This is a genomic window from Streptomyces sp. NPDC002851, assembly GCF_053591935.1.
On record NZ_JBSFUT010000015.1, the window covers coordinates 138,755 to 165,636 of the forward strand.

A 26,882-nucleotide genomic window follows, 5' to 3' on the forward strand; every position below is an offset into this window, starting at 1 on the left:
CCGACGCCCCTGACTTCGCAACTGACTTCACGACTGACTTCGCGCCCCGAGAGACACCCCGTCCGTCGCCCTCCGACAGAGGTACCGCCCATGACGCCCATGACGCCCATGCCCCACCTCGCCTGCACCGTCCGCCCGTGGGCACAGTTCCCGCTGGAACGTGCCCTGAGCGGCATCCGTACGGCCGGGTACGACGCCGTCGCCCTCCCGGTGCACGGGGTCACCGAGGTGATCACCCCCGACACCGCGGCCCCCCGCGCCGAGGAGATCGCCGCCGTCATCCGTGACCACGGCCTCGATCTCGTGATCCTCAGCCACGCCGCCGACCTGGACCGCGACGACGATGCGGCGCTGGCCGCCCTGCGCCGCCAGCTCGACCACTGCGCCCGGCTCGGGGTGGCGACGCTCGTCGACATGGGGTGTCCCGAGCCCGCACAGGGCGACCGCTATCTCCGGCTCATCGAGACCGCGGCCCCGTACGCCGCCGCCCACGGCGTGACCATCGCCGTCAAGCCGCACGGCGGGCTGACCCGTACCGCGGCGGACACCCTGTCCGTCGTCGAGCGCGTGGGCCACGAGGCGTTCCGGGCCTGCTGGGACCCGGGCAACCTGGTGCACTACGGCGGCGAGCCGCCCGCCCGGGGCCTTGCCGAACTCGCCCCGTACATCGCGGCGGTGGGGGTACGGGACCATCCGGACCGCGGCCGACACCGGGCCGACACCACAGGAGCCATGCCACCGGCCATCACCCCCGGCGACGGCATCGTCGACTTCACCGGGCTCTTCCGCACCCTGCGCGCCCACGGCTTCACCGGCCCCAGCGCCGTGGAAAGCGTCACCCGGCTCGGCACCGTCGAAGAACTGGACTCCGAGGCGGACCGGGCCCGCCGCAATCTCCTGGACGCCCGGGCCGGTCACACCCCCGACCGCCCACGACCGCAACCCGCGATCCCGGCCCGGCAGTCCTGCTCCCTGGTCGCCCGCGCCGCGGCCGAAGACCCCATCGGCACCGCCCGCCCCTTCGACCGCTACCTCATGCTCGAACTCCCGCTGCCCTGGCCGCCGGGGATGGGCACCCCGGTATGGGAAACCGACCGGGTCCCCGCTCCCCTGCGCGCCGCCCTCCGCACGGCCACCCGCCGCACCGAGGAACGCGGCCTGACCATGAAGACCTTCGCCGCGGCCCCGGACCCGGAGTACTCCGCCCCCGACCTGATGCGCGTCATCCGCTTCGACCGCACCCCCGGCCCCGCCGCCCCGCTCACCCGCGTCGAACACCACATCCCCGCCGACCAGGCCCCGGCCCTGATCCACGCCCTGTTCCCCGAGAACCCCGCCGAAGAACCCACCACACTGGCCCCCTTCACCGCCTACCGCGAAACCACCCCCCACCGCGATCTCGCCGTCTGCACCCACGCCTCGGTCGACGCCTGCTGCGGCACCCGCGGCTACCCCTTCTACCAACGGCTCCGCCAGGCCCACGGCAGCACGGGGACGGTACGGGTGTGGCGCATCAGCAGCTTCGGCGGCCACCGCTTCGCCCCCACGCTGGTCGACCTCCCCGAAGCCCGCTACTGGGGCAACCTCACCCCCGACCGCATGGCCCAACTCGTCGACCGCACCGGCCACCCCGCCGACCTGATGGACCTCTACCGCGGCTGGGCCTGCCTGCCCCACCCCGGCGAACAGGTCCTCGAACGCGAACTCTTCCGCACCTACGGCTGGGACTGGCCCCTCCACCACCTCACCCTGCAGCCCACCACCGACACCCGCTACGCCCTGACCGCCCACGATCCCCGCACCGGCACCACCCACCACCACACCGCCGACCTGCACTCCCTCGGCCCGCGACCGGTCCTCATCGGCTGCGACCGCACGGCCGGTGAGGTCCAGCGCTACGCCGTCACCCTCCACCGCGCTGCTCGGGCACGCACGAAAAATGCCCTCTGACCGCGTTTCCGCAGGTCAGAGGGCATTTCTTAGGTGGAGCCCAGGGGAGTCGAACCCGAAATCGTTACCTTCCTGACCTGCAACAACGCCGGAAAACCCGGACAAACACCCTCGTTTACATCCTGCTGGATCCCGCTCAGCCCTGCTCGATCCGGCCTCCGTGCTGACGTGTCAGCACGGACCAGCCGTCCGATGCAGTCGTGAATCCCAGACGCCTCACTCAGTGCGGAGTGATTCATATTCCAGCGATCACAAGCCGTTGGACCGCAAGTGCTAACGCAAACCCCATCTGAGCCTTCGGGTACACCACCAAGACGTGTCACACCGCGCCCCAGAGACTTCCCCTTCGGCCATGACGCAGCGGATGCGGGAAGCCCGGCAGAATACGCAAAGCAGTTGCCATCTGGTCCTCGCAAGGCGACAGACGCCAAGCCGAGCCCTAAGAAGGCCGGCACTCACGGAAGCAAGGGCAAGCGCTGACCGGAGTCCGCAGTGCGCACGCTCCCGGCCCTTCCCGAACGGGTCTGCTTCGCGAGTCCGACCCCGGCCTCTCCGGCTCTGCCACGCACCGCTCGGCGGTCCAGGGCCGGGGACCATGGTGGGAGGATCCGCGGGGCATCAAGCCGCGTGCCGACCGCCTCAAGGTGCATGGTGATGCCATGGATACGCGTCCTCCCGGCTTTACCGGGCCTCGGGGAAGAAGAAGCTGACGCCGACTTCGGGGTCCCATCCGGGGATGTCTTCGTGGGGGTTGAGGATCGACACGGCTGGGATGCCGTCGCGCTCGTCGAGCCAGAAGTGGATGTCCCAGAGGCGTCCGTGCTGGACTCCGGGCGGGCACGGCGGGTCGCATTCGTCCGGCCGGATGGGAAGTTCCTGGCCGGGGTTCGAGCCTTTGGGCTCGTCATCGGCCGGCGGCACAGCGATGTTCTGCCATGTGTCGAACGGGTGGATGCTCCGCTCGTGGACGAACCACTCGTCACCGGCGATGCACCTGCTGTCGAGTCCCTCGTCCCCCTCCGGGGGAACTCCCGGGGGATCTCCCGGGGTGTAGGACAGCGGGGTGTATCCCCAGCCGACGAGCCGGTACGGGAAGTCGGGGCCGAACGGGTCGATCGCCTCGGCATCCGTAGTACCGGGGCGGGGAGCGTAGAACAGCAGGTCGGGCTGGCCCGGCGTCACCGTCTGGGTGCCGAGGGAATCGACGACGCTGACGCCGATCCCGCGCGCGCTGGCGAATTGGTGGTCCAGAAGGTTGTAGGCCTTTTGGTTGGCAAGGTCGGGAACACCCAGAGCGGCCAGGTCGGCCTCGTTTCGCAGGGTCCGGTGCTCGCCGACGAAGGCCAGCACATCGGCTTGTTCCGCGCGCAGTGCGTCTCGTCGCTCACGCCCCGTGCAACGGTCGGGCTGTGCGGCATCGGCGTCCGCCGGGGCGGTGGCCGTCAGCGTCAGCACAAGGCCTGCGGCAGCCGCTACGGCCCAGCAGCGCTGCGAGATCACCTGTCGTGATGTAACCATGCGTCACCTCTTCGGAACCCACCGTACGTCGGGGCCCGTTGGCCTGCTCGTCGAAGGAGATGCCACGGAGATGCCGAGCAGGTGCCACGGCGGAGCTGAGGCGATGGGCCGGCCGACGGTCGCCAGGCGCACCGGGGGGCCAAGGCGAGCATCACCCGTCCGGCACGCGGAACGAGATCGCCAGTCCGTACGGCGTGACGATGGGCTCACTCACCACGCCGTACACAAAGGAACGTCGCGATGCGTTGGACCCGGAGAATGCGGACATTGACGGTTTCAGTGGCGCTAGGCTGCTCGTTGCTCACGCTCACCGCGCCCACCGTCGAGGCACAGGGCCCGACGCCGGTTCGCACGGACGGCTGCACAGCCGTGGTCGCCAATCCGGAGGTGCCGCTCCGCAACATCGACCCCCTCGTCCCGGACGAGTTCACCATCGACGCGACCAGGCCGCCCAGCCCCGATGATCCGCTGGAGCCGCGCGTCGCACTGGGCATCGAGGCAGTCCACTGCGAACGCGTGTGGGTCGGGAACTCGCGCCCCAGACCGTCCACCTGGTCGACGTTCCGGGTCCCCCTGCTGGTACCCCCCGAGGGAGAGCCGCCGCAGGAGCTGCTGCCGCCGCCACACTTCGACGTCTACCAGCTCTGGTACGTCTCGGACAATCTCGACCTGGTCAGGCTCCTGCGGCGGGAAGGGGGCGAAAGCCAGGACGAGATCGTCCACGTCCCGAATCTGAGGTTCGACCTGAGCTTCGGCCCCGGCGAGACCACGAAGGAGTTCACCTTCACGGCTCCTCCCCCTCGGGCACCATCCCCGTTCACCATCGAAGCCACAGTGAGCAGACCCACCGGGGCCACCCTCCCCCAGCTCTCCTTGCACCATTACTCGACCAACCCGCGCGGCTGGATGGTGATCGGCCAACCCGACACACTCCAGACCCTCCAGTTCGGATCAGCGCACGGAAATGTGATCGTCGAACCCAACACGCAGCTGGGCCAGGTGTTCTGCGACGACAATCCGAACGGGGAGTTCCGGGACGACCAGGCGGGCACCGCAACGTACGCGAGGGCCGACTTCAGCGTGATCGTCCGACCACGGGAAACGGAGCGCGAGCCGCGCGCTCAGTGCCCGTAGCCCCCTGACATCCGACCATCGGGCGACCGGAAACTTCATGGGCAAGGCCCGCAGTAGCCTCGAGGTATTCATCCAGGTCAACGGATCCTCGATCTGCCACAAGCCCGGTTGTCCCGGTAGTCGAAGGCGCCCAGGCGCAGATCGACCACGGCCCGGCCGCGCAGCGGCTTCGTCCCCGACAGCAACTCGTGCATGACACTCATCGCGGAACCGCACAGGATCAGCCGGGACCGAGGCCCTGCTCCGGGCCGTGTGCCTCGCTGGCCCTCGCCGTCGAGCTGCTGAAGCAGACCGGGGATCTCGGGTGATTACCGAAGCAGATACGGCAACTCGTCGATCACCAAAAGCGGGTTCGGCGAACGGGCCGTCATATCACGGGCTTTGGGCAGCACATCGCGCCAGTCCGTCAGGCGCAGACTCCCCGGCCGCAGACCCGCATGGGCAGCGACCGCATCACTGAACCGCCGGATCGCCGAAAGCCGTCCCTCCTCCCGGACGGCCGTGACATACAGGCGGCCGAACTGTTCGGACAAAGCCTGCAAGAGATACGACTTCCGGTGCCGACGGCGCCCCGACACGATGCCGAGCCGCATCGCGGGATCCGGATCAGCGACGCACTCCGCAAGCAGACCCCACTCCGTCCCGATCGACCACGTCATCCAGCTTGGCCAGCAGACTCTGCTTCACCGGGCCTCCCACACACGTCGCACTGAGATTGGCTCCCGACTGCTACAGCAGCAAGGCCTAGGGGATCCGCAGGGGAGAGACGCCTCCCCGGAACCCCGCAACACCCGCCTCCGCAGACGTCTGTCAGCACCACTGCGCTGACACGTCAGCACGGGAAACCGACGCAAAAAGACCCCTCCAGCCACGTTTCCGCAGGTCAGAGGGGTCTTACCGAGTGGAGCCTAGGGGAGTCGAACCCCTGACATCTGCCATGCAAAGACAGCGCTCTACCAACTGAGCTAAGGCCCCGAAGCGACGCCGACGGCCGTGGAATCACCGGGCGGCCGGTCGTCGGGGACCAGAGTACCGGGTTACCCCCCGAGTCTCACAAAAGCATTGGGGGTCCCGGTCCATGACCACTCTCCGTAGGATGCACGGCGAGGTTCGCGGCAGCGAAGCAGCAGCGAAGGGGAGACGCCATGGATGCAGCACAGCAGGAAGCGACCGCAAGAGCCCGAGAACTGCAGCGCAGCTGGTACGGGGAACCACTCGGGGCACTGTTCCGCCGCCTCATCGACGACCTCGGACTGAACCAGGCCCGGCTCGCCGCCGTGCTCGGTCTGTCCGCGCCGATGCTCTCCCAGTTGATGAGCGGCCAGCGCGCGAAGATCGGCAATCCGGCCGTGGTCCAGCGGGTGCAGCACCTCCAGGAGCTCTCCGGCCAGGTCGCCGACGGCAGTGTGTCCGCCGCCGAGGCCACCGCGCGCATGGACGAGATCAAGAAGTCCCAGGGCGGCTCCGTGCTCACCAACACCGGCCAGACGACGACCAGTTCGGGCGCCCCCACCGTCAAGCGCGTGGTCCGCGAGATCCAGTCCCTGCTGCGCAGCGTCGCCGCCGCCGGGGACATCCTCGATGCCGCGGACACCCTCGCCCCGACCCACCCCGAGCTGGCAGAGTTCCTCCGGGTGTACGGCGCCGGGCGCACCGCGGACGCCGTCGCCCACTACGAGGCGCATCAGAACTAGCAGAGCAGCCGCAGTGGCTGGGCTGGGAGTGCAGCAGGGCCATGGGTGAGGTCTTCGCCGGCCGGTACGAACTGGTCGATCCGATCGGGCGCGGTGGTGTCGGCGCGGTCTGGCGCGCCTGGGACCACCGACGGCGCCGCTACGTCGCGGCCAAGGTGCTGCAGCAGAGCGACGCCCACAGCCTGCTCCGCTTCGTGCGCGAGCAGGCCCTGCGGATCGACCACCCCCATGTGCTGGCCCCGACCAGCTGGGCCGCCGACGACGACAAGGTCCTGTTCACCATGGACCTGATCTGCGGCGGCTCGCTCGCGCATGTCATCGGGGACTACGGCCCGCTGCCGCCCGCGTATGTCTGCACCCTCCTCGACCAGCTGCTCGCCGGGCTCGCCGCGGTGCACGCGGAGGACGTCGTGCACCGCGACATCAAGCCCGCCAACATCCTGATGGAGGCGACCGGCACCGGCCGTCCGCATCTGCGCCTCTCCGACTTCGGCATAGCGATGCGCAAGGGCGAGCCGCGGCTCACGGAGACCGACTACGTGGTGGGTACGCCGGGGTACTTCGCGCCCGAGCAGATGCTGGGCGCGGAACCGGACTTCCCGGCCGACCTGTTCGCGGTCGGCCTGGTGGCCCTGTACCTCCTGGAGGGCGCCAAGCCGGACGCCAAGGCGCTGATCGAGCACTTCGCGGAACACGGCACTCCGGGGGCGCCGCGCGGTGTGCCCGAGCCCCTGTGGCAGGTCGTCGCGGGCCTCGTACAGCCCGATCCGGAATCCCGCTTCCGTACGGCGACGGGCGCCCGCAAGGCCCTGACCGCGGCCGCCGAACTGCTGCCCGAGCCCGGCCCCGACGACGAACTGGTGGAAATCTTCGACCAGTTGGGCCCGCTCCCGTCCGACTTCGGCCCGGACGGCCCGCTCCGACCTCGTACGGACATCACGTCTGCGGGGATGGGGCGCGGGCCTCGTACGAGCACGGGAACGGGAACGGGAACAGGAACGGGTAGCGGAACGGGCGCGGGCATGGGAACCAGCCCCAACCCCCCGCCCGCCGCACCTCCCGCACCCCCGGCCCCGGCGCACCCGCCCATCCCGCCGATCCCGTCCATGGCGCCCACGGCCGCCCCGCAGCCCTTCTCCCCGTCGGACACCGGCAGCTTCCGTCTGCCGCCGCCCCCGCCGGGGAGAACCCCGAGCCCGCCACCCCCGCGCCCGTACGCCCCTCCGGCACAGCCCAGCACGCCGCCTCCGGCACCCCCGACGCCCCCGGCGCACCCTCACGACGCGACCCCGAGTCCGCCCCCGGCACCAGCACCAGCACCAGCCCACTCGAGCCACACCGCCCACACGGAGTCCCCGGCGCAGTCCTTCACTCAAGCCACCGCGCCCCGGCTGCCCGCCCGGGCCGAGCCGCAGCCACAGCCACAGGAGTCGACCCGGGACCTGTCCCGTACGCCGGAAGCGGGGGACCCCGCAAAGTCTCCGCGCAAGCGCGTGGGCCCTCCGCGCAAGGTAGTGGTCCCCGTACTCCTGCTCGCCGTGCTCAGTTACGCGGTGGGCATCTGGGCCCTCACCCGCATCTGACGTACCGCCAGTCAATGCGGCGTGGCACGGCGGGCACCGCCGCACGTACTACACCCGAGCCGCAGCCCCCCGCCGTTCACGCCGCACCGCAAGCACCCGCCACACGCCAAGCCCGAGCACAAGCAACGTCCCGGTCCCGAGCCCCGCGGCCGCGACCACCTGCATCGTGCCGCTCGGCGCCGCGGCGGCAGCGCCGTCACCGCCCCCGCCGGACCGCTCCGCACCACCGGCGCCACCGCCGTCCGAGCCGTCCGAACGCTCCTGCGACGACTCCGAACTCCCCTGCTCCGCCGCCTTCGTGTCGTCCGTGGTGACCTGGAAGACCCCCGGGTCGCGTACATACGCGGGCCCGTCCACGGCCTTCCCCCGCACCTCGATGCCGAGGGTCACGTCCAGCGGGCCGCTGCCGTACTTCTCCGCGACCTCCGGGTCGAGCGACACCTTCAGGTAGTAGCCGCCCGCGAAGCGCAGGTGCTGCTCCTCGCCGCTGCTCGCGCCGAAGCGGTTGCGGTAGTCGACCGCGGGCAGCGACTCCAGCTCGGCGAGCGCGGGGCGGCAGTTGTACGGCTGGTTGTCCGAGGTCACGCTGTTCCGTGCCGGGTTGACCAGCTCCAGGGCGAAGGCGCGGGAGACCAGGCCCTTGCCCTTGGCGCAGGCGCCGAGCTCGGCCGATGCCAGGACCCGCTGGCCCCAGTCCACCGGCACCCGGTAGAAGCGGGTCTCGCCGGGGCGGATCCGGTCCGTCCAGACACCGGTGCCCACGGTCGCGGCGGTCGCGAAGCCCGTGCCGCCCCTGCGCGCCTCCGGCTCTCCGCCCGGCGACGCGTGGGCGCGCGGGGGCGAGGCCGCGGGGGGCGCGGAGGAGCCCGTGCCCTTCGCCGCGGGCTCGGTGAAGAGGCGCAGCTCCAGGTCCCAGGCGTCCTGCGAGGAGGCCCCGTCGGTGGTGCGCTCGACGAGCACGTCGTACGTCCCCGCCCGGCGGCAGGCCTTGCTGCCGGGCTCGACGGCCCGTTCGGCCGCCACGGTCAGCGGCCGCGGATATGTGTCGCCCGCGAAGGTCGCCCGCTCGAAGCCGCACTTCGTACCGTCGCGGTCGAGGATGGTCACCGCGATCCCGTCGCTGTAGGTGACCCGGCCGTCCCATCCGGGTACGGCCGCGACCGAGAAGTAGGCGTGCGAGGCCTTGTCGAGCCCGACCCGGAACCAGCGCTTCTCGCTCGGCCCGATCGCGGCCTTGTACGTCTTGTCCGCCTCGATCGGCGTCCGGCTGACCCGGCTCGTGCCGCCGGTGACGGGGGTGGCGTCGTCGGGGAAGTCGTACGGCCGCGGCTCACCGTCCGCCGCCCAGGCAGCCTGCGCCGGGACCGCCAGGACCGTGTACATGACGGCACACAGGGCCGCCACCACGCCCGCGCCACCCCTGCGACCGCCGCGTCCGCTGCCGCCGCCCTTACCAGGCATGCTGCCGCGCCGCATCCTCAAGCACCGCCCCTCGTCGTCCCCCGGCAGCGCCCATCAAGGCGCGCACCGGCTTCACGTCAGCGAATGTGCACACACGGGGGCAAGTCGCCCTTGGTGCGACTCACGCGACATGTCCCCAGAGGCAACACAGAGCCCCGGCCGCCAACGGCAACCGGGGCCAGTGAAGTGACTGTCGAAACTAGTGACCGTCGAAGGCTCACGAACCTGCGGGCACGGAGTCGGTCGCCTCCGTCCACAGATCCTGCTCGGCGCGATCCGCCTGGATCTGGCGGTACACGAGGAGCCCGCCGATGGCGGCCAGTGCGACCAGGAGAAGCTTCTTCACCGCGCTACCTCGTCTTTCCTTGACGTAGGGGACCTCTGCCGCCCGACTATACACACCGCCCGATACCAATCGGTGACCTCCCGCCGGGCCAACTCCCGCCCCCGGCACAGCAATCACCCCGGTCGGCCGCACACCGCCCGCAACGGCCCGCCGACGGCCATGACCACCCGTATCTCTCCAGGGGTCCATGCGCCCATCCGTGTGGTGTTCATCTGAAGATCCACGAATCACGGCCGCCGCTCCACCACTTCTCGGCCCTCGTACACATCATGAGGAAAGTACGCAAATCCGCCGACCCGAAAGTGAGGGATCGTGGCTAAGCACAAGGTCATCCGCGTCTGGTCCGTCATCGTGACTGCTCTGTTGGCGTTCTTCGCCTCTCTCGGCCTGAGCAGCACCGCCGCCGCCACCCCGGCCGTACCGCAGGAGGAAAGCTCCGGCAACCGCACGGCCGAGCCCGCGGCGCAGCACACCGACCGCACCGCACCCGTGACACTGCCCGCGGCCCGGGCGTACGACGGCTCCAGGCCCCCGACGATGAAGCAGCGCATCCGCGCCGAGGCCCACGGCTCCTCGCCCAGCTCCCGCACCGTGAACCTGCCGGCGGCCCCGCTCTCCGACATCCACCAGGTCGACAAGACCAAGGAAGCGGACGTCCTCCCGCCGCGCCCCCGGCCCGGCAACGCCACGGCCCTTCTGGGCGAGTGAGCCCTTCGGCACACGCAGTTCGTACGTCCACAGCACAACCGGTTTCCGTACATCCGCAGCACAAGCGGTACCCGTACGTCCACAGCACAGCGGTTCCCGTACATCCGCAGCACCCGCAGCCCGGAAGCACCTGATACGGACTCGATCTCCTCGAAATACGTAGTCGATCCCCTCGAACACCTCGAGCACCAGGCGTGTCACGTCCGCCTGTTTCCTCGACGGCCCCCTGGTCGCCCCCTCCGGCGTCCGCCGCGGCCGCACCACCCACCTCCTCAGGTCGTCAACACCTGTTGAGGAGTCATAGGGTGTGTTGCGTCGGAGCGGACGGGACGGTGAGCACCATGGCGAAGGCCTACGAGCGGATCGCCGATGACCTCCGTAAGAGCATCCGCGCAGGTGAGCTGCGTCCCGGCGACCGTCTGCCCGCCGAGACCCGGCTCGCGGAGAAGTACCGCAAGAGCGTGCCTACGGTCCAGAACGCCCTGCGCGTCCTCCAGGGCGAGGGGCTGATCGAGAAGCATCACGGCCGCGGCAACTTCGTCCGGAAACCCCGCACCAGAGCGCTGCGCGACAACTCCCGGCACCAGTGGGAGAAGGACCGCGCGCGCAAGCCGAGAGCGAAGCGGGTACAGACCGGCGCCACCGAGCGCGAGACCGGACTCGAGATGAACGATCTCGTCTTCCACGCCGCGTACCGCGAGGTCGAGGCGGACCAGGAGCTCGCCGAGGCGTTCGGCATCACCGAGGGCGACAGCCTGCTCGAGCGCACCTACCGGACCAGGTGCTCGGCGGAGACCGCTCCGTTCAGCCTGGTGACGTCGTATGTCGTACGCGCCCTGATCGAGTCGAACCCGGACCTCCTCAACGACGCCAACGAGCCATGGCCGGGCGGCACTCAGAACCAGCTCTACACGGTCGGCATCGAAGTCGACCGCATCGAGGAACGCGTCACGGCCCGCCCTCCGAAGCCCGAGGAGGCCGAGGAGCTCGAGCTGCCGCCCGGCACGTCCGTCCTGGTGCTCCGCAAGACCTCGTACGACATCCATGACCGCGTCGTGGACATCTCCGAGGTCATCCTGCCGGGCGACCGTACGGAGATGTTGTTCACCACTCTCCTGGAAAGGTGGTGACCGCCGTGTCCCGGCGCATCATCATCGTCACCGCTGTCCACGCGCCGTCCGCCCCGTTCCTCGCGGACGCCTATACGTCCCTGTGCGAGCAGGAACTCCCCGAGGGTTGGGCGTGGCACTGGCTGATCCAGGAGGACGGCCGGAGCGACGCGGTCCGGCCGCATGTGCCGGAGGACGAGCGGGTGACCTTCCGCCAGGGGCGCGCGGGCGGGCCCGGTGTCGCGCGCACCATGGCGCTCTCCGCGGCGGACGGTGAGTACGTCAAGGTGCTCGACGCGGACGACCAGTTGGCGACGGGTGCGCTCGCCCGCGACCTCGTCGCGCTCGAAGCCGACCGCAGCCTCGGCTGGGCGACGTCACGCGCCCTGGATCTGCTGCCGGACGGCTCCACGGTCGGTTTCCCCGGGGACCCGGCGCACGGACCGGTCGAGCGTGACGCCGTGCTCGCCCACTGGCGGGCGAACGACCACCGCGCCCAGGTCCATCCGGCGACGCTCTGCGTCCGCCGCGACCTTCTCCTGGCCCTGGGCGGCTGGATGGCGCTCCCGGCCTCGGAGGACACGGGCCTGCTCCTTGCCCTGAACGCGGTCAGCCGCGGCTGGTTCTCCAGCGAGGTCGGACTCCTCTACCGCAAGTGGGAAGGCCAGGTGACCGGCCAGGCCGCCCACGTGGACCCGGCCGAGCGCGAGGCCCGCATGGCCATCGTGGACGCCCGCGCCCGCGCCCTCGCCGACCTCGGCTGGCGTTACCCGGCCGACGGCACTACCACCGGCTGACCCACCGTCCGACCGACCGCAGGTCGTTCCAGCGACGTCAGGGCAGCTCCTCCGCATCGACCCGGGAAAAGATGAGGTCGGTCTCGCCCACGACCGGTACCCGCCACCGGACCGGCACCAGGGGCGCGCCACTTAGCGCCTTCGGATAGCTCTCCGGTGCGTAGTCGTTGGCCAGCCGGTACACGTGGAACCCGTGGCCCCGCATGATGTCCATCAACTCGTCCACGGAGTCGCCGAGTTGGGCCATCCGGTCGGGGGTGACTTCGATGGTGAGCTCGGCGTCCTCGCGGAGCTCACCGAGCATGGGGGCCAGGCCGCGTACGACGCCGCCCTCGGCGCCCTCCACGTCGATCTTGATGACGCGCGCGTTGCGGATCTCCGTCGGGTCCAGGAGGTCGGGGAGCGGGCGGGCCTCGATCTCGAAGGTCGCCTCCGCCGGGCCGTCGTACGGGACGATGCTGTTGGCTCCGGTGTTCTCCGAGCTCGCCAGGACGAACGTCAGCGGCTTCTCGGTGTCGGACACGGCGGCGTTCACGGCCCGCAGATTGGCGCAGTCGTTGAGCTCGGCCTGGCGCAGCAGGGTCCGGTGGATGACCGGCGACGCCTCGACCGCCACGACCCGGCCCTCGGCACCGACCAGCCGCGAGGCGAGCACGCTGAAGTACCCGATGTTGGCACCGACGTCCACGAACCCGTCCCCGGGCCGCAACCGCCGCCGGAGCCAGCTCGTCATGTGCGGCTCCCACACCCCGAACAGGTAGAGATACCGCTGGATCAGATCCCGCGTATCGACGGCGAACCTGGCCCCGGACCGGTCCTGGACCACGCGCCGCCGCGGCACGTCACGCAGCCGCGGGTTCAGGTACCGCGCCGCGAGCGACGCCTTGCCGAGGGACCCGGGGGCGTCACGTACGTAGCGGCGCCCGAGGGTGACCAGGGCCTCTGAAAAGGGGGTACGCAACCGGCTCGCCTTCCGCTGGGGTTCAGCGAAACGGTAACTCCGCTGCGCGGGCCGCTGCCATGGCCGGTCCTGCGGCGGCTCAGCGATCCGCGTCGTACGGCAGCTCAAGCATCCGGATCGCGTTGCCCCGGAGCAGCTTGTACGCCACGTCCTCCGGGAGCGCTCCGACGTGCTCCTCGGCGACCTTTTTCGTGTGCGGCCAGGTCGAGTCGACATGGGGGTAGTCGGTCTCGAAGGTCGCGTTGTTGACGCCGACGGTCTCGATGGAGTCGATTCCGTGCTTGTCGCGGAAGAAGCAGCAGAAGATCTGCCGGTAGTAGTACGAGGACGGGGGCTCGGGGATCAGATCCTTGACGCCGCCCCAGGCCCGGTGTTCCTCCCACACGTCGTCGGCGCGTTCGAGGGCGTACGGGATCCAGCCCATCTGGCCCTCGCTGTAGGCGAGTTTGAGCCGCGGGAACTTCACGAGCACGCCGCTGAACAGGAAGTCCATCATCGAGGCCATGGCGTTGTTGAAGCTGAGCGAGGCCTGGACGGCGGGCGGCGCGTCGGGGGATGCCGCGGGCATCTGGGAGCTGCTGCCGATGTGCATGTTCACCACCGTTCCCGTCTCCTCGCACGCCGCGAAGAACGGGTCCCAGTAGCCGGAGTGGATCGAGGGCAGCCCCAGGTACGTGGGGATTTCGCTGAAGGTCACCGCCCGCACCCCACGGGCGGCGTTGCGCTTGATCTCGGCGACGGCGAGGTCCACGTCCCACAGCGGGATCAGGCACAGCGGGATCAGCCGGCCCCCGCTGTCGCCGCACCACTCCTCCACCATCCAGTCGTTGTACGCCCGCACGCACGCGAGCCCGACCTCCTTGTCCTTGGCCTCGGCGAAGGTCTGGCCGCAGAACCGCGGGAACGTCGGGAAGCAGAGCGAGGCCTCCACATGGTTGAGGTCCATGTCCGCGAGCCGGGCCTTGGGGTCCCAGCAGCCGCGCCGCATCTGCTCCCGGGTGATCCCGTCGAGCGTCATCTCGTCCCGCGAGAAACCGACGGCGGCGATGATGCGCTTGTACGGGAAGATCTCGCCCTCGTACTCCCACCAGTCCGTGACCTGGCCTTCAGGGTCGGTGGTGAACCGGTACTTCCCGCCGATGTACTCCAGCTCGCCGATCCCCGCGGTGAAGGGCTTCGGCCCCTTGTCGCGGTACTTGCCCGGGAGCCAGGTCTCGAAGAGGTGCGCGGGCTCGATGACGTGATCGTCCACGCTGATGACCTTGGGGATCTCCCTGGCGCTGCTCTCGTTGCTGACCACGCTCGTACCCCCTACTGCCTGCCGGTCTTCCCGGCCCGAGTCACTGGATCTGACGATCCATCAGATTCGAGGTTATGGCCTTGCCCGAGCGACGGCAAGGCACTCCCGCAAAGTGCAGCCCCTTGCGCGATCGCCCGCCTATCCGCTGAACTGACGAATCGTCAGATTTCTTGGTGGAGGGGTACAGGATGCAGACGATCTGGCTCAGCGGAGCGGAGTGGCTCGCGGTCCTCCGTATCGGCCTCGGCCTGTGGTGGCTGGAGAGTTGGCGCCACAAGGACAAGAAGGACTGGTTCGGCGGCGGTGGCATCCGATGGGCGGCGAGCGTCGCGGACAAGCACCGCTGGGCCTTCGTGCGCCGGAGCTTCGACGGCATCGTGAAGCCTCGCCCGCGGCTCATGGCGTACGTCGTCGCCTACGCCGAGTTGGCTCTCGGCCTGGGCCTGATCTTCGGCCTTCTGACGCCTATCGCCCTGGTCGGCGGCCTGCTGCTCAACCTGATCTATCTGGTCCTCATGATCCACGACTGGGCCGAGCAGGGACAGAACCTGATGATGGCGCTGATCTCGCTCACCGCGCTCTTCGCCATGAGCTGGCAGACCTGGTCGCTCGACAGCGTCTGGGGGTTGTTCCTCTAAGCGGCCCGAAGGTCCAAGCTCGAGGCATGACGTCATGGACTTCGGACCGCCCGGTCAACCGTTTCGCAGGCCTCCCGCGGGGCGTCCTCGGCCGCCTCGGAGGCCGGGCCATGGCCCGGGGCAACGACGCGGCGCAGCGCGAGGCCCTCGGCCTGCTCACGATCAAGCCCGGCGACCGGGTGCTCGAGGTGGGGCACGGCCCGGGCGTACTCATCCGGCTGCTCCTGGACTCGACCGAGGCCGCGTACGTGGCCGGAGTCGACCCGTCGGACGTGATGCGTGCGCAGGCCTCGAAGGTCGCCTCGGACGCGATCCGTGCGGGCCGAGCGGAGATCCGCGCCGGTGCGGCGGACTCGGTTCCGTACGACGACGCCTCGTTCGATCACGTGATCTCGGTCAACAATGTCGCCATCTGGCCCTCGCTCGAGCCGGGCGTCACCGAGCTGTGCCGCGTCACGCGCCCGGCCGGAACGGTCACGATCGCCTGGCACAGCCGTACGTCCCCCTCGCGCTTCGAACGCGCGATGGGCCTCGACGAGGACAAGCTCGACCGCATCCAGCGAGCGCTCGGTGCGCACTGCGCCCAGGTGGCGCGGCACGACCTCGCCCACGTCGTTTGTTTCACGGGAAACATCGGCTGAGGGCTGACCCATCGATACGTGTGCCCATCAATGCGTGAGCCGCTATGGCCTCTTGGCGGCCACGGTGGCACCCTGCCGCACGATCCGCCCTGTCGGACGAGGAGCTGACCATGCGCGCATACGACGCCCAGGAGTCGACGCAGACCGCCGAGGACGCCCCGAGCGAGAGCCACGCGGCCCGTACCAGGAGTGCCGCGGCCCGTACCGCGGCCACCTGCCACTACCTCACCAGCAGGCACAGCGCTCTGGTCGCGAAGCGGCAGGTCGGCGAAGCCCTGGAGGGGCCCGTTCTGAAGGCCGAGCATGCCGTGCAGACGGCCGCTCAGGCCCTGAAGGCGCTCTCCGCGAGCGCATCCGACCCCGCCGCGGAAGCCCGCTGCGCCCGGAACGCCTCCGCCGCCGCCGCGCTCGCCGCCCGGACGGCTCAGGCCCACGACCAGTCCGGTGACGAGGCCGTGGCGGCCGCTCGTGCCGCTCTCCATGCCTCGCAAGCAGCGGGTGCCGCCGCGGCGCGGGGAAACCTGGGCACGAACAAGGACCTGAACGACAAGGCGGATGCCGCCGAGAAGGCGGCTGTGGACGCGGCCGAGAAGGCGGGCTGGATGCAGCCGGATAAGGAGTACCTGTCGCAATCGCCTGCATCCGGCGGGGAGTTCACGATCTCGCTCGCGGACGTCATGCACTTGGAGCACTAGAGGCCCCATGGAAGAACCCGACCGCTGGCGACGGGGGATGCACCAGCGATCGGGCTGCATCCAACAGTAACAAGCAAGTTCGCACAGGGGGAGCCAACCACCCAGGGAGAATGCGGAGTTGTGAGCTGGGTCACCTGGCGCGAGGCGGCGCGGGGGAGGACCGGCGAAGCTGGAGGCATCGTTACCCGTCACACGGAGGGTCGTACGAGAGGCGGGGCAGATGCTCCTGCCAGTTCTCCCGGGTCAGAACGCCCCGCGTGGTCGAGCAGATACGGCGAATCGCCTCATCGGTGTCCAAGTTCCACATCCGGACGGTATCGGCGCCGCTCGACACCCCCAGCATGTGGCCCTGAGGGCTGAACGACAGGAAATTGCCGGTCTTGGCGTTGGGGCTCATCGCTTCGCCTATGGGCGAGACCCGGGAGGGCTGCGCGACGTCCCAGAGCCGGACCCTGTTGTCGTTGGCGCCACTCGCCAGGGTGCGGCCGTCCTTGCTGAACGTCAGCGACACCACCGCGTCGGTGTGGCCCGTCAGGCGGGGGCCGAGGCGGGTGGCCTTACGGGGGTCGGTGACATTCCACAGCCGGACCGTGCCGTCGTCGCTGCCGCTGGCCAAGGTATGGCCGTCCGGGCGGAAGGCGAGCGTGTTGATGGGCCCCAGGTGGCCGGTGAGCGGCTTGCCGAGGCGGGCGGCATGGCGCGGGTCGGTCACGTTCCAGAGCCGGATGGTCCCGTCCGCGCTGCCACTCGCGAGCGAGCGTCCATCCGTACTGAACACAAGGGAGTTGACGTATCCGGTGTGGCCGGTCAGCGGCGCTCCGAGCGGAACGAGGCGGGACGGATCGGTGGCGTTCCACAGCTGTACGGTGCGGTCGGTCTGAGCGGTCGCGAGCGTACGTCCGTCCGGGCTGAAGGCCAGCGCGTGCGGGCCCGCGAAGCGTGTCCCGAGTTCCACCGGCTGACCGTAAGGGACGGGCCGCGTCGGCTTCGTGACGTCCCACAGCTGCACCGCACCGCTCGTCAGGACCGCGAGGGTGCGCCCGTCGGGCGAGAACACCAGCGTGTGCACGTCCTCGTCGCCCTGCTTGAACGGCCCGCTCAGGGATACGGGCCGGTGGGGACGCGCCACGTTCCACATCCGGACCATGTGGTCGCGCGCGACCGTGGCAAGCACCTTCCCGTCCGGGCGGAACGCTCCGATGCGGCCGATCATGTCGGACGTCGGGATCGACCACAGGCGGACCTTGTTGTCGCCGCTCCCCGTGGCGAGCGTGCGCCCATCGGGGCTGAAGCCGATCGCGTACATCTCCCCGCTGCCGCCCGCGAGCGGCTCGCCGACCTGGGAGGGGTGTTCCCGGTCCCGGACGTTCCACAGGCTCGCCGTACTGTCCGCACTGCCCGCCGCGAGCATCGTTCCGTCGGGGTTGAAGGCCACGGACCAGATGGGGCCGGTGTGGCCGGCGAGCGGCTCGCCGATCGACTGCGCATCGCGCGGGTCGGCCACATTCCAGAGCCGTAGGGTCTCGTCCGAGCCGCCGCTGGCGAGCGTACGGCCGTCGGGAGCGAAGGCCACGGAGTGCACCGTGCCCCTGTGACCGGTGAGCACCGTGTCGATCGGCTTCGGATCCCGCTGACCGGCCAGCTTCCACAGCCTGATGGCGCCGTTGTCGGCACCGGCCGCCAGCGTCTTTCCGTCGGGGCTGAACGCCACCGATCGCACGGCAGCGGTGTGCCCCTTCAAGGCATCGAGCACCTTCGGCCTGCTCGGGTCGTGCACGTCCCACAGGCCTACGGTGCGGTCCTCACTGGCCGAGGCCAGCGTGCGCCCGTCCGGGCTGAAGGCGAGCAGATAGACCGTGCCGTCATGGCCGGTCAGCGGCTTGCCCAGCGGGCGCGGGTGGCGGGGATCCCGGACATCCCACAGCCGGATCGTGCCGTCGTCCGAAGCGCTGGCGAGGGTCGTACCGTCCGGGCTGAAGACCGCGGTGCTCACCCAACTCGTATGGCCGGTGAGGGGTTTGCCCAGGGGCTTGGGGCGAGAACGGTCCGATACGTCCCACAGGCGGACGGTCCGGTCGTAACTGGCGGTGGCCAGGAGCTGTCCGTTCGGGCTGAACGAGGTGAGGTAGACGGCGCCGGTGTGGCCGAGCAGCGGTGTGGCCAGCGGCGCGTTCACGATCGACATCAGCCGGTTCTTCGTACCCGCGTCGTCAGGCCGCAATCGGTGGGCCACCAGATCGAGTTGGGCGGAGAGCGACGGATCCGTGTACTGGGCGCGATCGGCGTCCGCGACCACCTGCTCGAACACGGCATCGTCCCGCTGCTGCCCCGCGACCACCGCCGCGGCGACCGCCACCATCGACAGGACGACCAGCGCCGCCACCGCGCCACGGCTGAGCCAGACCGTACGCCTGCGCAGCCTCGCCGACGCGGCAAGGAACTCGACCGCGCCCCGGGTCAGAAGGGAGTTACCGGCGCTCTTCGCCCAGGCGTGGGCCTGCTCCAGGCGCGAACCCCGGTAGAGCAGGGACGGATCGCGGCCGGAGTCCTCCCAGGCCCGGCCGTCCTCCTCGAGCCGCTGGCGCAGCAGGTGGTCGTTCCTGTCCTCGTCGATCCAGTCGCGCAGCCGGGGCCAGGCGTGGAGCAGCGCTTCATGCGTGATCTCCACGGTCTCCGAGTCGAGGGTCACCAGCCGCGCGCGGACCAGCGCTTCGAGCGACTGCTCCATCTTGCCGGGGTCCGTCGACTCCTCCGCCAACTGGCGCCGTGTTCCCCGCCTGCGGGTGGCCTGGGTGTCTTCACCGAGCCGGACCAGGCGGAGCAGGAGCAGCCTCGCGGCCGTACGAGCCGCCGGGTCGAGGCCGGACCAGGCGCGCTCGGCGGTCGCCGCCACCGCTCCCTGGATGCCTCCCGCCGCGCGGTAACCGGCGAGCGTCAGCCGTCCCGTCTTCCGTCGCTGCCAGGTCGCGAGCAGGGCGTGGGAGAGCAGCGGCAGGACGCCCGCGTCGTGCGCCCCGCGCGGTCCGTCCGTGCTCACTTCCCGGACGATCAGCTCCGCGAGCCCGGACTCGAGTTCCAGACCCACGGCCTTGGCCGGTCCGGTCACCGCCTTGCGCAGCTCCGCCGTGGTCAGCGGGCCGAGCACCATGTGCCGGTGCTGAAGCGCATCGGCCAATTCGGGATATCTAAGGCACTCTTCGTAGAAATCGGCGCGTATGCCGAGGACCACGAGCGCGGGAGCCCGCTCACCGCCGTCCGCGGGCGAGCAGGCGGCGTGGAGAAGCTGGATGAACGTGCGCCTGGTCTCCTCGTCCGAGCAGAGCGTGAACATCTCCTCGAACTGATCCACGATGACGACCGGACGGGCCGCGGAGGATGCCTCACGCCCGGCCGCCCATGCCCTGATCGCCTCCCGCACCGCGTGCGCGAACCGCGGGGTACCGGGCTCTCGCCCCGCCGACTTCTCCGCCACGGAGAGGGCATGCGCGAGCTCGGGGATCTGGCGGGTCAGCTCGGCGAGCGGATCGCCGCCCGGCACGAACTGGAGCACCGGCCCGGCAGCACCGGCGGCACTCTCGTCGCCCTCGCCGCCGCCCTCGTCGCCCAATCCGCCGTTCCGCAACGTGGGCACCAGACCGGCGTTCAGGAGCGAGGACTTCCCCGCCCCCGAGGCGCCCACGAGCATCACCAGGCCGCCCGTCTCGCGCACCGCGCGCAGCTGGCCGACGAGCGCCTCCGTGCTCCGCTCCCTGCCGAAGAACCACTGGGCGTCTTCCCGACGGTACGAAGCAAGGCCCCGGTAGGGGCACACACTGGGGCCGGTCGTGGCCTCGGCCAGGGATCGCGCCCCGTCTTCGGCGGATTCCGCGCCCGCCCCGGCCCGCTCGCCGACCGGATGCGCCACCGCCCGCTCCCAGAGACGCTGCCACTGGGCCAGGTCGTACAGGCCCGCGGACACTGGAGTGGGCCGCTCACGCCGTGCCTCGGGAATGAGGACCTGAAGGACCACGGCGAGGGCGGCGAACTGGGCCGGCACGTTCTTGGCCCGTCGCCAGTCACTGATCCGCTGTGCGGACACCCGTACCGGCCGCCCGCGTTCGTCGATCCGCTGCAGCCGGACGACCGCCTCGGCCACCCGCTTGAGGGGAGGGTTACCGGCCTCCGAGTACAGCAGCGCGAGACGTTCCGCGAAGGCCGTGCGTGCCCCTGAGTCGGAACTCAAGGCCTCCCACCCCTTACTTTTGCCCACCTGGACATCCGGACCGGAAAACTCACTGTATACGCCTGACCTGCGGTAAAGCCCTCCGGACGATCGCACGAACTCCTCTGCGGGCCCCGCAAATGGCAGGATCACGTCGCAGCCGCGAGCCACCCACACAACGTCTGAGCAGGTCACCGGCTCAGATCCCTGATCCGTGCTGATACGCCGACCCAGCGTGGATCCACGTCGTCCGCGTCGTTCGGTACCGGTCCTTGCGAGGGGAGGGACCGGCACCGAAACGACGCGGCGCGCGTCTCCCCCCCTCCCCTCCGGAGCACAGACCCACGAAGTGCCCGGAGCACAGACCCACGACGTACCCAGGCACACGAAGAAGAAGTACCCAGGCACACGAAGAAGGCGCCTCCCACCAGGGGAGACGCCTTCTTCTGTGTCTTCTGCTGTGGGGCTAACTGGATTTGAACCAGTGACCTCATCCTTATCAGGGATGCGCTCTAACCAACTGAGCTATAGCCCCGCCGCGCTCTGCGGTGTTCCCCGCCGCGCTGACCACTGAAGATTAGCGCACGACGCGCTGAGTCCCAAAATCGGTTACTCGTGCCCTACTCGTCCTCGGCCAGCGTGAGCTCCACACCGCCCACGAAACCGGCGGACAGGTTGTAGATGAAGGCGCCGAGCGTCGCCAGGGCTGTGGCCAGGACCACATCGATCACCGCGATGACCGAGGTGAAGATCAGCACCCGCGGCAGCGACAGGAACGCCTGGAGGTCAAAGCCGTTGGACTCGTTCGACCCGGTCGCCTCGGCGATGGTCCCGCCGACCGTGGAGAAGACGCCCATGGCGTCCATGACCATCCACAGCACGGCGGCCGCCACGATGGTGCAGATGCCGAGCGCGATGGAGAGCAGAAAGCTGACCTTCATGACCGACCACGGGTCGGCCTTGGCCACCCGCAGCCGCGCCTTACGGGTCCGCGGAGTCGTCCGCGCCCCCGTCCGCGGCTTGCGCACACCGCCCTCCGGAGGCGCCGGATAGGCCTGTGGCGGGTGGTACGGCTGCGCCTGCTGCTGCCCAGCCTTGCGTTCGGTGGGGAGCGGCCCGGCGGGGTACTCGGCCTTGCCGTCGTACTCCTCCGCCTGCGGCGCCCGGGTGTCCGTCACGGTTCCCCCCTGGGGCCCTTGTGGGTCAGTGGTGGGGCCACGGCCGCCGTCCGCTCCGGTTCCGCTCGCTCCGGCGCCCGTGGCTCCACTCACGACTTACTCCTCGCGCTACTCGGTCTCGGGCTGCGCGCCCTCGGCCGTGCCTGCGGCCGACTCGTCCTCGGCCGCTGCGTCGACGTCGACGTCACCGTCGACCTCCTCGGCCTCACGTCCGGCCTCGGCGTTACGAGCGATGCCCACGACGGCATCGCGCTTGCCCAGGTTGATCAGTTGGACGCCCATGGTGTCACGGCCCGTCTCCCTGACTCCGCTGACTCGCGTACGAATCACGCCGCCCGAGAGCGTGATGGCGAGGATCTCATCGGCCTCCTCGACCACCAGCGCGCCCACGAGTTCACCGCGGTCCTCCACGATCTTGGCGGCCTTGATACCGAGGCCGCCGCGGCCCTGGACGCGGTACTCGTCGACGGGGGTCCGCTTCGCGTACCCGCCGTCGGTGGCGGTGAAGACGAACGTACCCGGCCTGACGACATTCATCGAGAGGAGTTCGTCGCCCTCGCGGAAGCTCATGCCCTTGACGCCCGAGGTCGCGCGGCCCATGGGGCGCAGCGCCTCGTCCGTTGCGGTGAACCGGATCGACTGCGCCTTCTTGCTGATCAGGAGCAGATCGTCCTCGGACGAGACCAGCTCCGCGCCGATCAGCTCGTCATCCGAACCATCCGCCGCCTCCCGCAGGTTGATGGCGATGACGCCGCCCGAGCGGGGCGAGTCGTAGTCCTTCAGCGGGGTCTTCTTGACCAGGCCCGCCTTGGTGGCGAGGACCAGGTACGGGACCGCCTCGTAGTCGCGGATGGCGAGGATCTCGGCGATCTGCTCGTCCGGCTGGAACGCAAGCAGGTTGGCCACGTGCTGGCCGCGGGCGTCGCGTCCGGCATCGGGGAGTTCGTACGCCTTCGCGCGGTACACCCGGCCCTTGTTGGTGAAGAAGAGCAGCCAGTGGTGCGTCGTCGACACGAAGAAGTGGTCGACGATGTCGTCTTCCTTGAGCTTGGTGCCGCGCACGCCCTTGCCGCCGCGCTTCTGGGCGCGGTAGTCGTCGGTCTTGGTGCGCTTGACGTAGCCGCCGCGGGTGACCGTGACGACGATGTCCTCCTCGGCGATCAGGTCCTCGATGGACATGTCGCCCTCGAAGGGCACCAGCTTGGTGCGGCGGTCGTCGCCGTACTTCTCGACGATCGCGGCGAGTTCCTCGCTGATGATCCCGCGCTGCTTCAGCGGCGAGGCCAGGATCTCGTTGTACTCGTTGATCTTCGCCTGGAGTTCGTCGTGCTCCCGGGTGATCTTCTGACGCTCCAGGGCGGCGAGGCGGCGCAGCTGCATCTCGAGGATGGCGTTGGCCTGGACCTCGTCGATCTCGAGCAGGTCCATCAGGCCCGTGCGGGCCACGTCGACCGTCTCGCTGCGCCGGATCAGCGCGATGACCTCGTCGATGGCGTCCAGGGCCTTGAGCAGGCCGCGCAGGATGTGGGCGCGCTCCTCGGCCTTGCGGAGGCGGAACCTCGTACGCCGGACGATGACCTCGACCTGGTGGTTCACCCAGTGGCGGATGAAGGCGTCGAGGGAGAGGGTGCGGGGCACGCCGTCGACCAGGGCCAGCATGTTGGCGCCGAAGTTGGTCTGCAGATCGGTGTGCTTGTACAGGTTGTTGAGGACGACCTTGGCGACCGCGTCGCGCTTCAGGACGATGACGAGGCGCTGGCCGGTGCGGGAGCTGGTCTCGTCGCGGACGTCCGCGATGCCGCCGATCTTGCCGTCCTTGACGAGGTCGGCGATCTTCTGCGCGAGGTTGTCCGGGTTGACCTGGTACGGGAGTTCAGTGACGACCAGGCACTGGCGGCCCTGGATCTCCTCGACCTCGATGACCGCGCGCATCGTGATGGAGCCGCGGCCGGTGCGGTACGCCTCCTCGATGCCCTTGCGGCCGACGACGAGGGCGCCGGTGGGGAAGTCGGGGCCCTTGATCCGCTCGATCAGAGCGTCCAGGAGTTCCTCGTGCGAGGCCTCCGGGTTCTCCAGGTACCACTGGGCGCCGGCCGCGACCTCGCGCAGGTTGTGCGGCGGGATGTTGGTGGCCATGCCGACCGCGATCCCCGCCGAGCCGTTGATCAGCAGGTTCGGGAAGCGGGACGGCAGGACCGTCGGCTCCTGGTTACGGCCGTCGTAGTTGTCCTGGAAGTCGACGGTCTCCTCGTCGATGTCCCGGACCATCTCCATGGACAGCGGCGCCATCCGGCACTCGGTGTACCGCATGGCGGCCGCCGGGTCGTTGCCCGGAGAGCCGAAGTTGCCGTTGGAGTCGACCAGCGGCATCCGCATCGACCAGGGCTGGGCGAGGCGGACCAGGGCGTCGTAAATCGAGGAGTCGCCGTGCGGGTGGTACGTACCCATGACGTCGCCGACGACGCGGGCGCACTTGTAGAAGCCCTTCTCGGGGCGGTAGCCGCCGTCGTACATGGCGTACAGGACGCGGCGGTGTACGGGCTTGAGTCCGTCACGGATGTCCGGGAGCGCGCGCGAGACGATGACGGACATCGCGTAGTCGAGATACGAGCGCTGCATCTCGGTCTCGAGCCCGACGGGCTCCACGCGCATGCCGACGCCCGGAACCTCGGGCTCCGCGGGCGTGGGCGTGACGGGAGTGGTGGGAGTGTTCTCGTCGGCCATTGCTGGTCAAAGTCCTTTCGAGCTGCGGCTTCTGCGGCCGACTCAGATGTCGAGGAAGCGGACGTCCTTGGCGTTGCGCTGGATGAACGAGCGCCGCGCCTCCACGTCCTCACCCATGAGTACGGAGAACAGGTCGTCGGCCTGCGCCGCGTCGTCGAGCGTGACCTGGCCGAGCACCCGGTGGTCGATGTCCATGGTCGTGATGCGCAGCTCCTCGGCGTTCATCTCGCCGAGGCCCTTGAAGCGCTGAACGGTGTCGTCGCGGAAGCGCTTGCCGTTCTGCCGGCCGAGCTCGATCAGGGCGTCACGCTCGCGGTCCGAGTACGCGTACTCGAAGTCGTCCCGGCCCCACTTGATCTTGTAGAGCGGCGGGCGCGAGAGATAGACGTGCCCGGCCTCGACCAGCGGCCGCATGAAGCGGAAGAGGAAGGTGAGCAGCAGGGTGTTGATGTGCTGGCCGTCGACGTCGGCGTCCGCCATCAAGATGATCTTGTGGTAGCGGAGCTTCTCGATGTCGAAGTCCTCGTGCACGCCGGTGCCGAAGGCCGAGATCAGGGCCTGGACCTCGTTGTTGTGCAGGATCTTGTCGACGCGGGCCTTCTCGACGTTCAGGATCTTGCCGCGGATGGGCAGGATCGCCTGGAACTGCGGGTCACGGCCGGACTTGGCGGAGCCACCGGCGGAGTCACCCTCGACGATGAAGATCTCGCACTTCGCCGGGTCGTTGGACTGGCAGTCGCTCAGCTTGCCCGGCAGCGAGGCGGTCTCCAGGAGCCCCTTGCGGCGGGTCAGATCGCGCGCCTTGCGGGCGGCGACGCGGGCGGTCTGGGCCTGGATGGACTTGCGGACGATGTCCGCCGCCTCGTTCGGATTGCGGTCCAGCCAGTCCGTGAGGTGCTCGTGCACGACCTTCTGGACGAAGGTCTTCGCCTCGGTGTTGCCCAGCTTGGTCTTGGTCTGGCCCTCGAACTGGGGCTCGCCGAGCTTGATCGAGATGATCGCCGTGAGGCCCTCGCGGATGTCCTCGCCGGAGAGGTTGTCGTCCTTCTCGCGCAGCAGCTTCTTGTCCCGCGCGTACCGGTTGACCAGGGAGGTCAGCGCGGCGCGGAAGCCCTCCTCGTGCGTACCGCCCTCATGCGTGTGGATGGTGTTCGCGAAGGAGTAGACGCCCTCGGTGAACTGCGTGTTCCACTGCATGGCGACCTCGACCGAGAGCATCCGCTCCTTGTCCTCGGCCTCCACGTCGATCACCGAGGGGTGCACCACGTCGCCCTTGCGGGAGTTGAGGTACTTCACGAAGTCGACGATGCCGCCTTCGTAGTGGTACGAGACGGTGCGCGCCTCTTCGTTGTCCTCGGTGTCGGCGGTGTCGGCGCCAGTGGTGGCCTTGGCCGACTCGCGTTCGTCGGTGAGCGAGATCCGCAGGCCCTTGTTGAGGAAGGCCATCTCCTGGAAGCGCCGGGACAGCGTCTCGAAGTCGTAGTCCGTGGTCTCGAAGATGTCGCCGTCGGCCCAGAAGGTGACCGTGGTGCCGGTCTCCTCGGTGGCCTCGTGCCGCGCGAGCGGCGCGGTCGGAGTGCCCCCCTTGTAGTCCTGCGTCCAGCGGTACCCGTCGGTCTTGATCTCGACGGCGAGCTTGGTCGAGAGCGCGTTCACGACGGAGACGCCGACGCCGTGCAGACCACCGGAGACGGCGTAGCCGCCGCCGCCGAACTTGCCGCCCGCGTGCAGCACCGTGAGCACGACCTCGACGGCCGGCTTCTTCTCGACGGGGTGGATGCCCACCGGGATGCCACGGCCGTTGTCGACGACGCGCACGCCACCGTCGGCGAGGATCGTGACGTCGATCGTGTCCGCGTGACCGGCCATCGCCTCGTCGACCGAGTTGTCGACGACCTCTTGCACGAGGTGGTGCAGGCCCCGCTCACCGGTCGAGCCGATGTACATGCCGGGCCGCTTGCGGACCGCGTCCAGACCCTCCAGGACGGTGATCGCGCTGGCGTCGTACGAGGCCGGGGACTCGCCGTTCTCGCCGGCGGCGGCGGTGGACGGGATGATCTCGTTGGGGTTGCCGGAATCGGCCACGAAGCGCCCTTTCTGGCACAGCACAAGCCGAGCTCCCGTCGGCGACGGGAGCGGCTGCGTCGTTCAGTGAGTGTCGGTTTCGGTCGGCGTCAGTCGGCATCTGTCGTATCGGCATCTGTCGACATTCGTCGGTCAGCGTGGTGCAGCTTCTCGCGATGG

19 protein-coding genes, 2 tRNA genes and 1 pseudogene are annotated in these 26,882 nt (G+C 69.6%); 10 read left to right on the forward strand and 12 right to left on the reverse strand.

The features are described from left to right. Nucleotides 1–90: 90 nt before the first annotated feature. Complete coding sequence (locus ACWD10_RS18135; protein ID WP_451092007.1) at nucleotides 91–1,950, forward strand: TIM barrel protein; 1,860 nt, start codon at nucleotides 91–93, stop codon at nucleotides 1,948–1,950. A gap of 681 nt (nucleotides 1,951–2,631) precedes the next feature. On the opposite strand, the gene ACWD10_RS18140 is transcribed toward ACWD10_RS18135, so the two are convergent. Continuing rightward, nucleotides 2,632–3,450, reverse strand: a complete 819-nt coding sequence (locus tag ACWD10_RS18140; RefSeq protein ID WP_451092009.1) for a hypothetical protein — start codon at nucleotides 3,448–3,450, stop codon at nucleotides 2,632–2,634. A 285-nt stretch (nucleotides 3,451–3,735) separates the two neighbouring features. Here ACWD10_RS18140 and ACWD10_RS18145 point away from each other — a divergent pair, with 285 nt between their 5' ends. After that, nucleotides 3,736–4,602, forward strand: coding sequence for a hypothetical protein (locus tag ACWD10_RS18145; protein WP_451092100.1), 867 nt, complete (start codon nucleotides 3,736–3,738; stop codon nucleotides 4,600–4,602). A gap of 21 nt (nucleotides 4,603–4,623) precedes the next feature. On the opposite strand, the pseudogene ACWD10_RS18150 reads toward ACWD10_RS18145, so the two are convergent. Together ACWD10_RS18150 and ACWD10_RS18155 are read right to left on the reverse strand one after the other, a co-directional pair. Beyond that, a pseudogene (locus tag ACWD10_RS18150) lies at nucleotides 4,624–5,289 on the reverse strand (AAA family ATPase); the annotation flags it as partial. A gap of 215 nt (nucleotides 5,290–5,504) precedes the next feature. Beyond that, nucleotides 5,505–5,577: transfer RNA gene (locus ACWD10_RS18155), tRNA-Ala, on the reverse strand. Nucleotides 5,578–5,747: 170 nt separating this feature from the next. On the opposite strand from ACWD10_RS18155, the gene ACWD10_RS18160 reads away from it, so the two are divergent. Both ACWD10_RS18160 and ACWD10_RS18165 read left to right on the forward strand, forming a co-directional pair. After that, complete coding sequence (locus ACWD10_RS18160) at nucleotides 5,748–6,296, forward strand: helix-turn-helix domain-containing protein (protein ID WP_451092011.1); 549 nt, start codon at nucleotides 5,748–5,750, stop codon at nucleotides 6,294–6,296. Nucleotides 6,297–6,337: 41 nt separating this feature from the next. Continuing rightward, nucleotides 6,338–7,879, forward strand: coding sequence for a serine/threonine-protein kinase (locus tag ACWD10_RS18165; RefSeq protein ID WP_451092013.1), 1,542 nt, complete (start codon nucleotides 6,338–6,340; stop codon nucleotides 7,877–7,879). 48 nt (nucleotides 7,880–7,927) lie between these two features. On the opposite strand, the gene ACWD10_RS18170 is transcribed toward ACWD10_RS18165, so the two are convergent. Both ACWD10_RS18170 and ACWD10_RS18175 read right to left on the reverse strand, forming a co-directional pair. Beyond that, nucleotides 7,928–9,340 (reverse strand): hypothetical protein, encoded by a 1,413-nt coding sequence (locus tag ACWD10_RS18170; RefSeq protein WP_451092015.1) that lies wholly within the window; start codon nucleotides 9,338–9,340, stop codon nucleotides 7,928–7,930. Nucleotides 9,341–9,557: 217 nt separating this feature from the next. Next, nucleotides 9,558–9,686 carry a DLW-39 family protein gene (locus ACWD10_RS18175; protein WP_010467770.1) on the reverse strand — a complete coding sequence of 43 codons (129 nt, stop codon included), beginning with the start codon at nucleotides 9,684–9,686 and terminating at the stop codon, nucleotides 9,558–9,560. A gap of 312 nt (nucleotides 9,687–9,998) precedes the next feature. Here ACWD10_RS18175 and ACWD10_RS18180 point away from each other — a divergent pair, with 312 nt between their 5' ends. The 3 genes from ACWD10_RS18180 to ACWD10_RS18190 all read left to right on the forward strand — a co-directional run bounded on the left by ACWD10_RS18180 (nucleotide 9,999) and on the right by ACWD10_RS18190 (nucleotide 12,300). After that, nucleotides 9,999–10,394 (forward strand): DUF6344 domain-containing protein, encoded by a 396-nt coding sequence (locus ACWD10_RS18180; protein WP_451092017.1) that lies wholly within the window; start codon nucleotides 9,999–10,001, stop codon nucleotides 10,392–10,394. Nucleotides 10,395–10,735: 341 nt separating this feature from the next. Further along, nucleotides 10,736–11,524, forward strand: a complete 789-nt coding sequence (locus tag ACWD10_RS18185; protein ID WP_451092019.1) for a GntR family transcriptional regulator — start codon at nucleotides 10,736–10,738, stop codon at nucleotides 11,522–11,524. Between the two features lie 5 nt (nucleotides 11,525–11,529). Beyond that, on the forward strand, nucleotides 11,530–12,300 hold the full coding sequence (locus ACWD10_RS18190; protein WP_451092021.1) for a glycosyltransferase family 2 protein: 771 nt from the start codon (nucleotides 11,530–11,532) through the stop codon (nucleotides 12,298–12,300). Nucleotides 12,301–12,337: 37 nt separating this feature from the next. Here ACWD10_RS18190 and ACWD10_RS18195 read toward each other — a convergent pair whose 3' ends face one another. Further along, complete coding sequence (locus ACWD10_RS18195) at nucleotides 12,338–13,261, reverse strand: FkbM family methyltransferase (protein ID WP_451092023.1); 924 nt, start codon at nucleotides 13,259–13,261, stop codon at nucleotides 12,338–12,340. Between the two features lie 79 nt (nucleotides 13,262–13,340). Then, nucleotides 13,341–14,561, reverse strand: a complete 1,221-nt coding sequence (locus ACWD10_RS18200) for an amidohydrolase family protein (RefSeq protein ID WP_451092025.1) — start codon at nucleotides 14,559–14,561, stop codon at nucleotides 13,341–13,343. A gap of 188 nt (nucleotides 14,562–14,749) precedes the next feature. On the opposite strand from ACWD10_RS18200, the gene ACWD10_RS18205 reads away from it, so the two are divergent. From ACWD10_RS18205 to ACWD10_RS18215, 3 genes are all read left to right on the forward strand, one after another. After that, on the forward strand, nucleotides 14,750–15,199 hold the full coding sequence (locus tag ACWD10_RS18205; protein ID WP_451092027.1) for a DoxX family membrane protein: 450 nt from the start codon (nucleotides 14,750–14,752) through the stop codon (nucleotides 15,197–15,199). 26 nt (nucleotides 15,200–15,225) lie between these two features. Beyond that, nucleotides 15,226–15,840: a class I SAM-dependent methyltransferase gene (locus ACWD10_RS18210; RefSeq protein WP_451092029.1), complete on the forward strand. Its 615-nt coding sequence runs from the start codon at nucleotides 15,226–15,228 to the stop codon at nucleotides 15,838–15,840. Between the two features lie 110 nt (nucleotides 15,841–15,950). Beyond that, entirely contained in the window at nucleotides 15,951–16,535 is a 585-nt protein-coding gene (locus ACWD10_RS18215; RefSeq protein WP_451092031.1) for a hypothetical protein, read from the forward strand. Between the two features lie 181 nt (nucleotides 16,536–16,716). Here the strand turns inward: ACWD10_RS18215 and ACWD10_RS18220 are convergent, their stop codons facing one another. The 5 genes from ACWD10_RS18220 to gyrB all read right to left on the reverse strand — a co-directional run bounded on the left by ACWD10_RS18220 (nucleotide 16,717) and on the right by gyrB (nucleotide 26,747). Then, on the reverse strand, nucleotides 16,717–20,757 hold the full coding sequence (locus ACWD10_RS18220; protein ID WP_451092033.1) for an nSTAND1 domain-containing NTPase: 4,041 nt from the start codon (nucleotides 20,755–20,757) through the stop codon (nucleotides 16,717–16,719). Between the two features lie 440 nt (nucleotides 20,758–21,197). Then, a tRNA-Ile gene (locus tag ACWD10_RS18225) sits at nucleotides 21,198–21,271 on the reverse strand. Between the two features lie 85 nt (nucleotides 21,272–21,356). Further along, entirely contained in the window at nucleotides 21,357–22,007 is a 651-nt protein-coding gene (locus ACWD10_RS18230; RefSeq protein WP_451092035.1) for a DUF3566 domain-containing protein, read from the reverse strand. A 15-nt stretch (nucleotides 22,008–22,022) separates the two neighbouring features. After that, complete coding sequence (gene gyrA / locus ACWD10_RS18235; protein ID WP_451092037.1) at nucleotides 22,023–24,638, reverse strand: DNA gyrase subunit A; 2,616 nt, start codon at nucleotides 24,636–24,638, stop codon at nucleotides 22,023–22,025. 42 nt (nucleotides 24,639–24,680) lie between these two features. Continuing rightward, entirely contained in the window at nucleotides 24,681–26,747 is a 2,067-nt protein-coding gene (gyrB, locus tag ACWD10_RS18240; RefSeq protein WP_451092039.1) for a DNA topoisomerase (ATP-hydrolyzing) subunit B, read from the reverse strand. Nucleotides 26,748–26,882 lie beyond the last annotated feature (135 nt).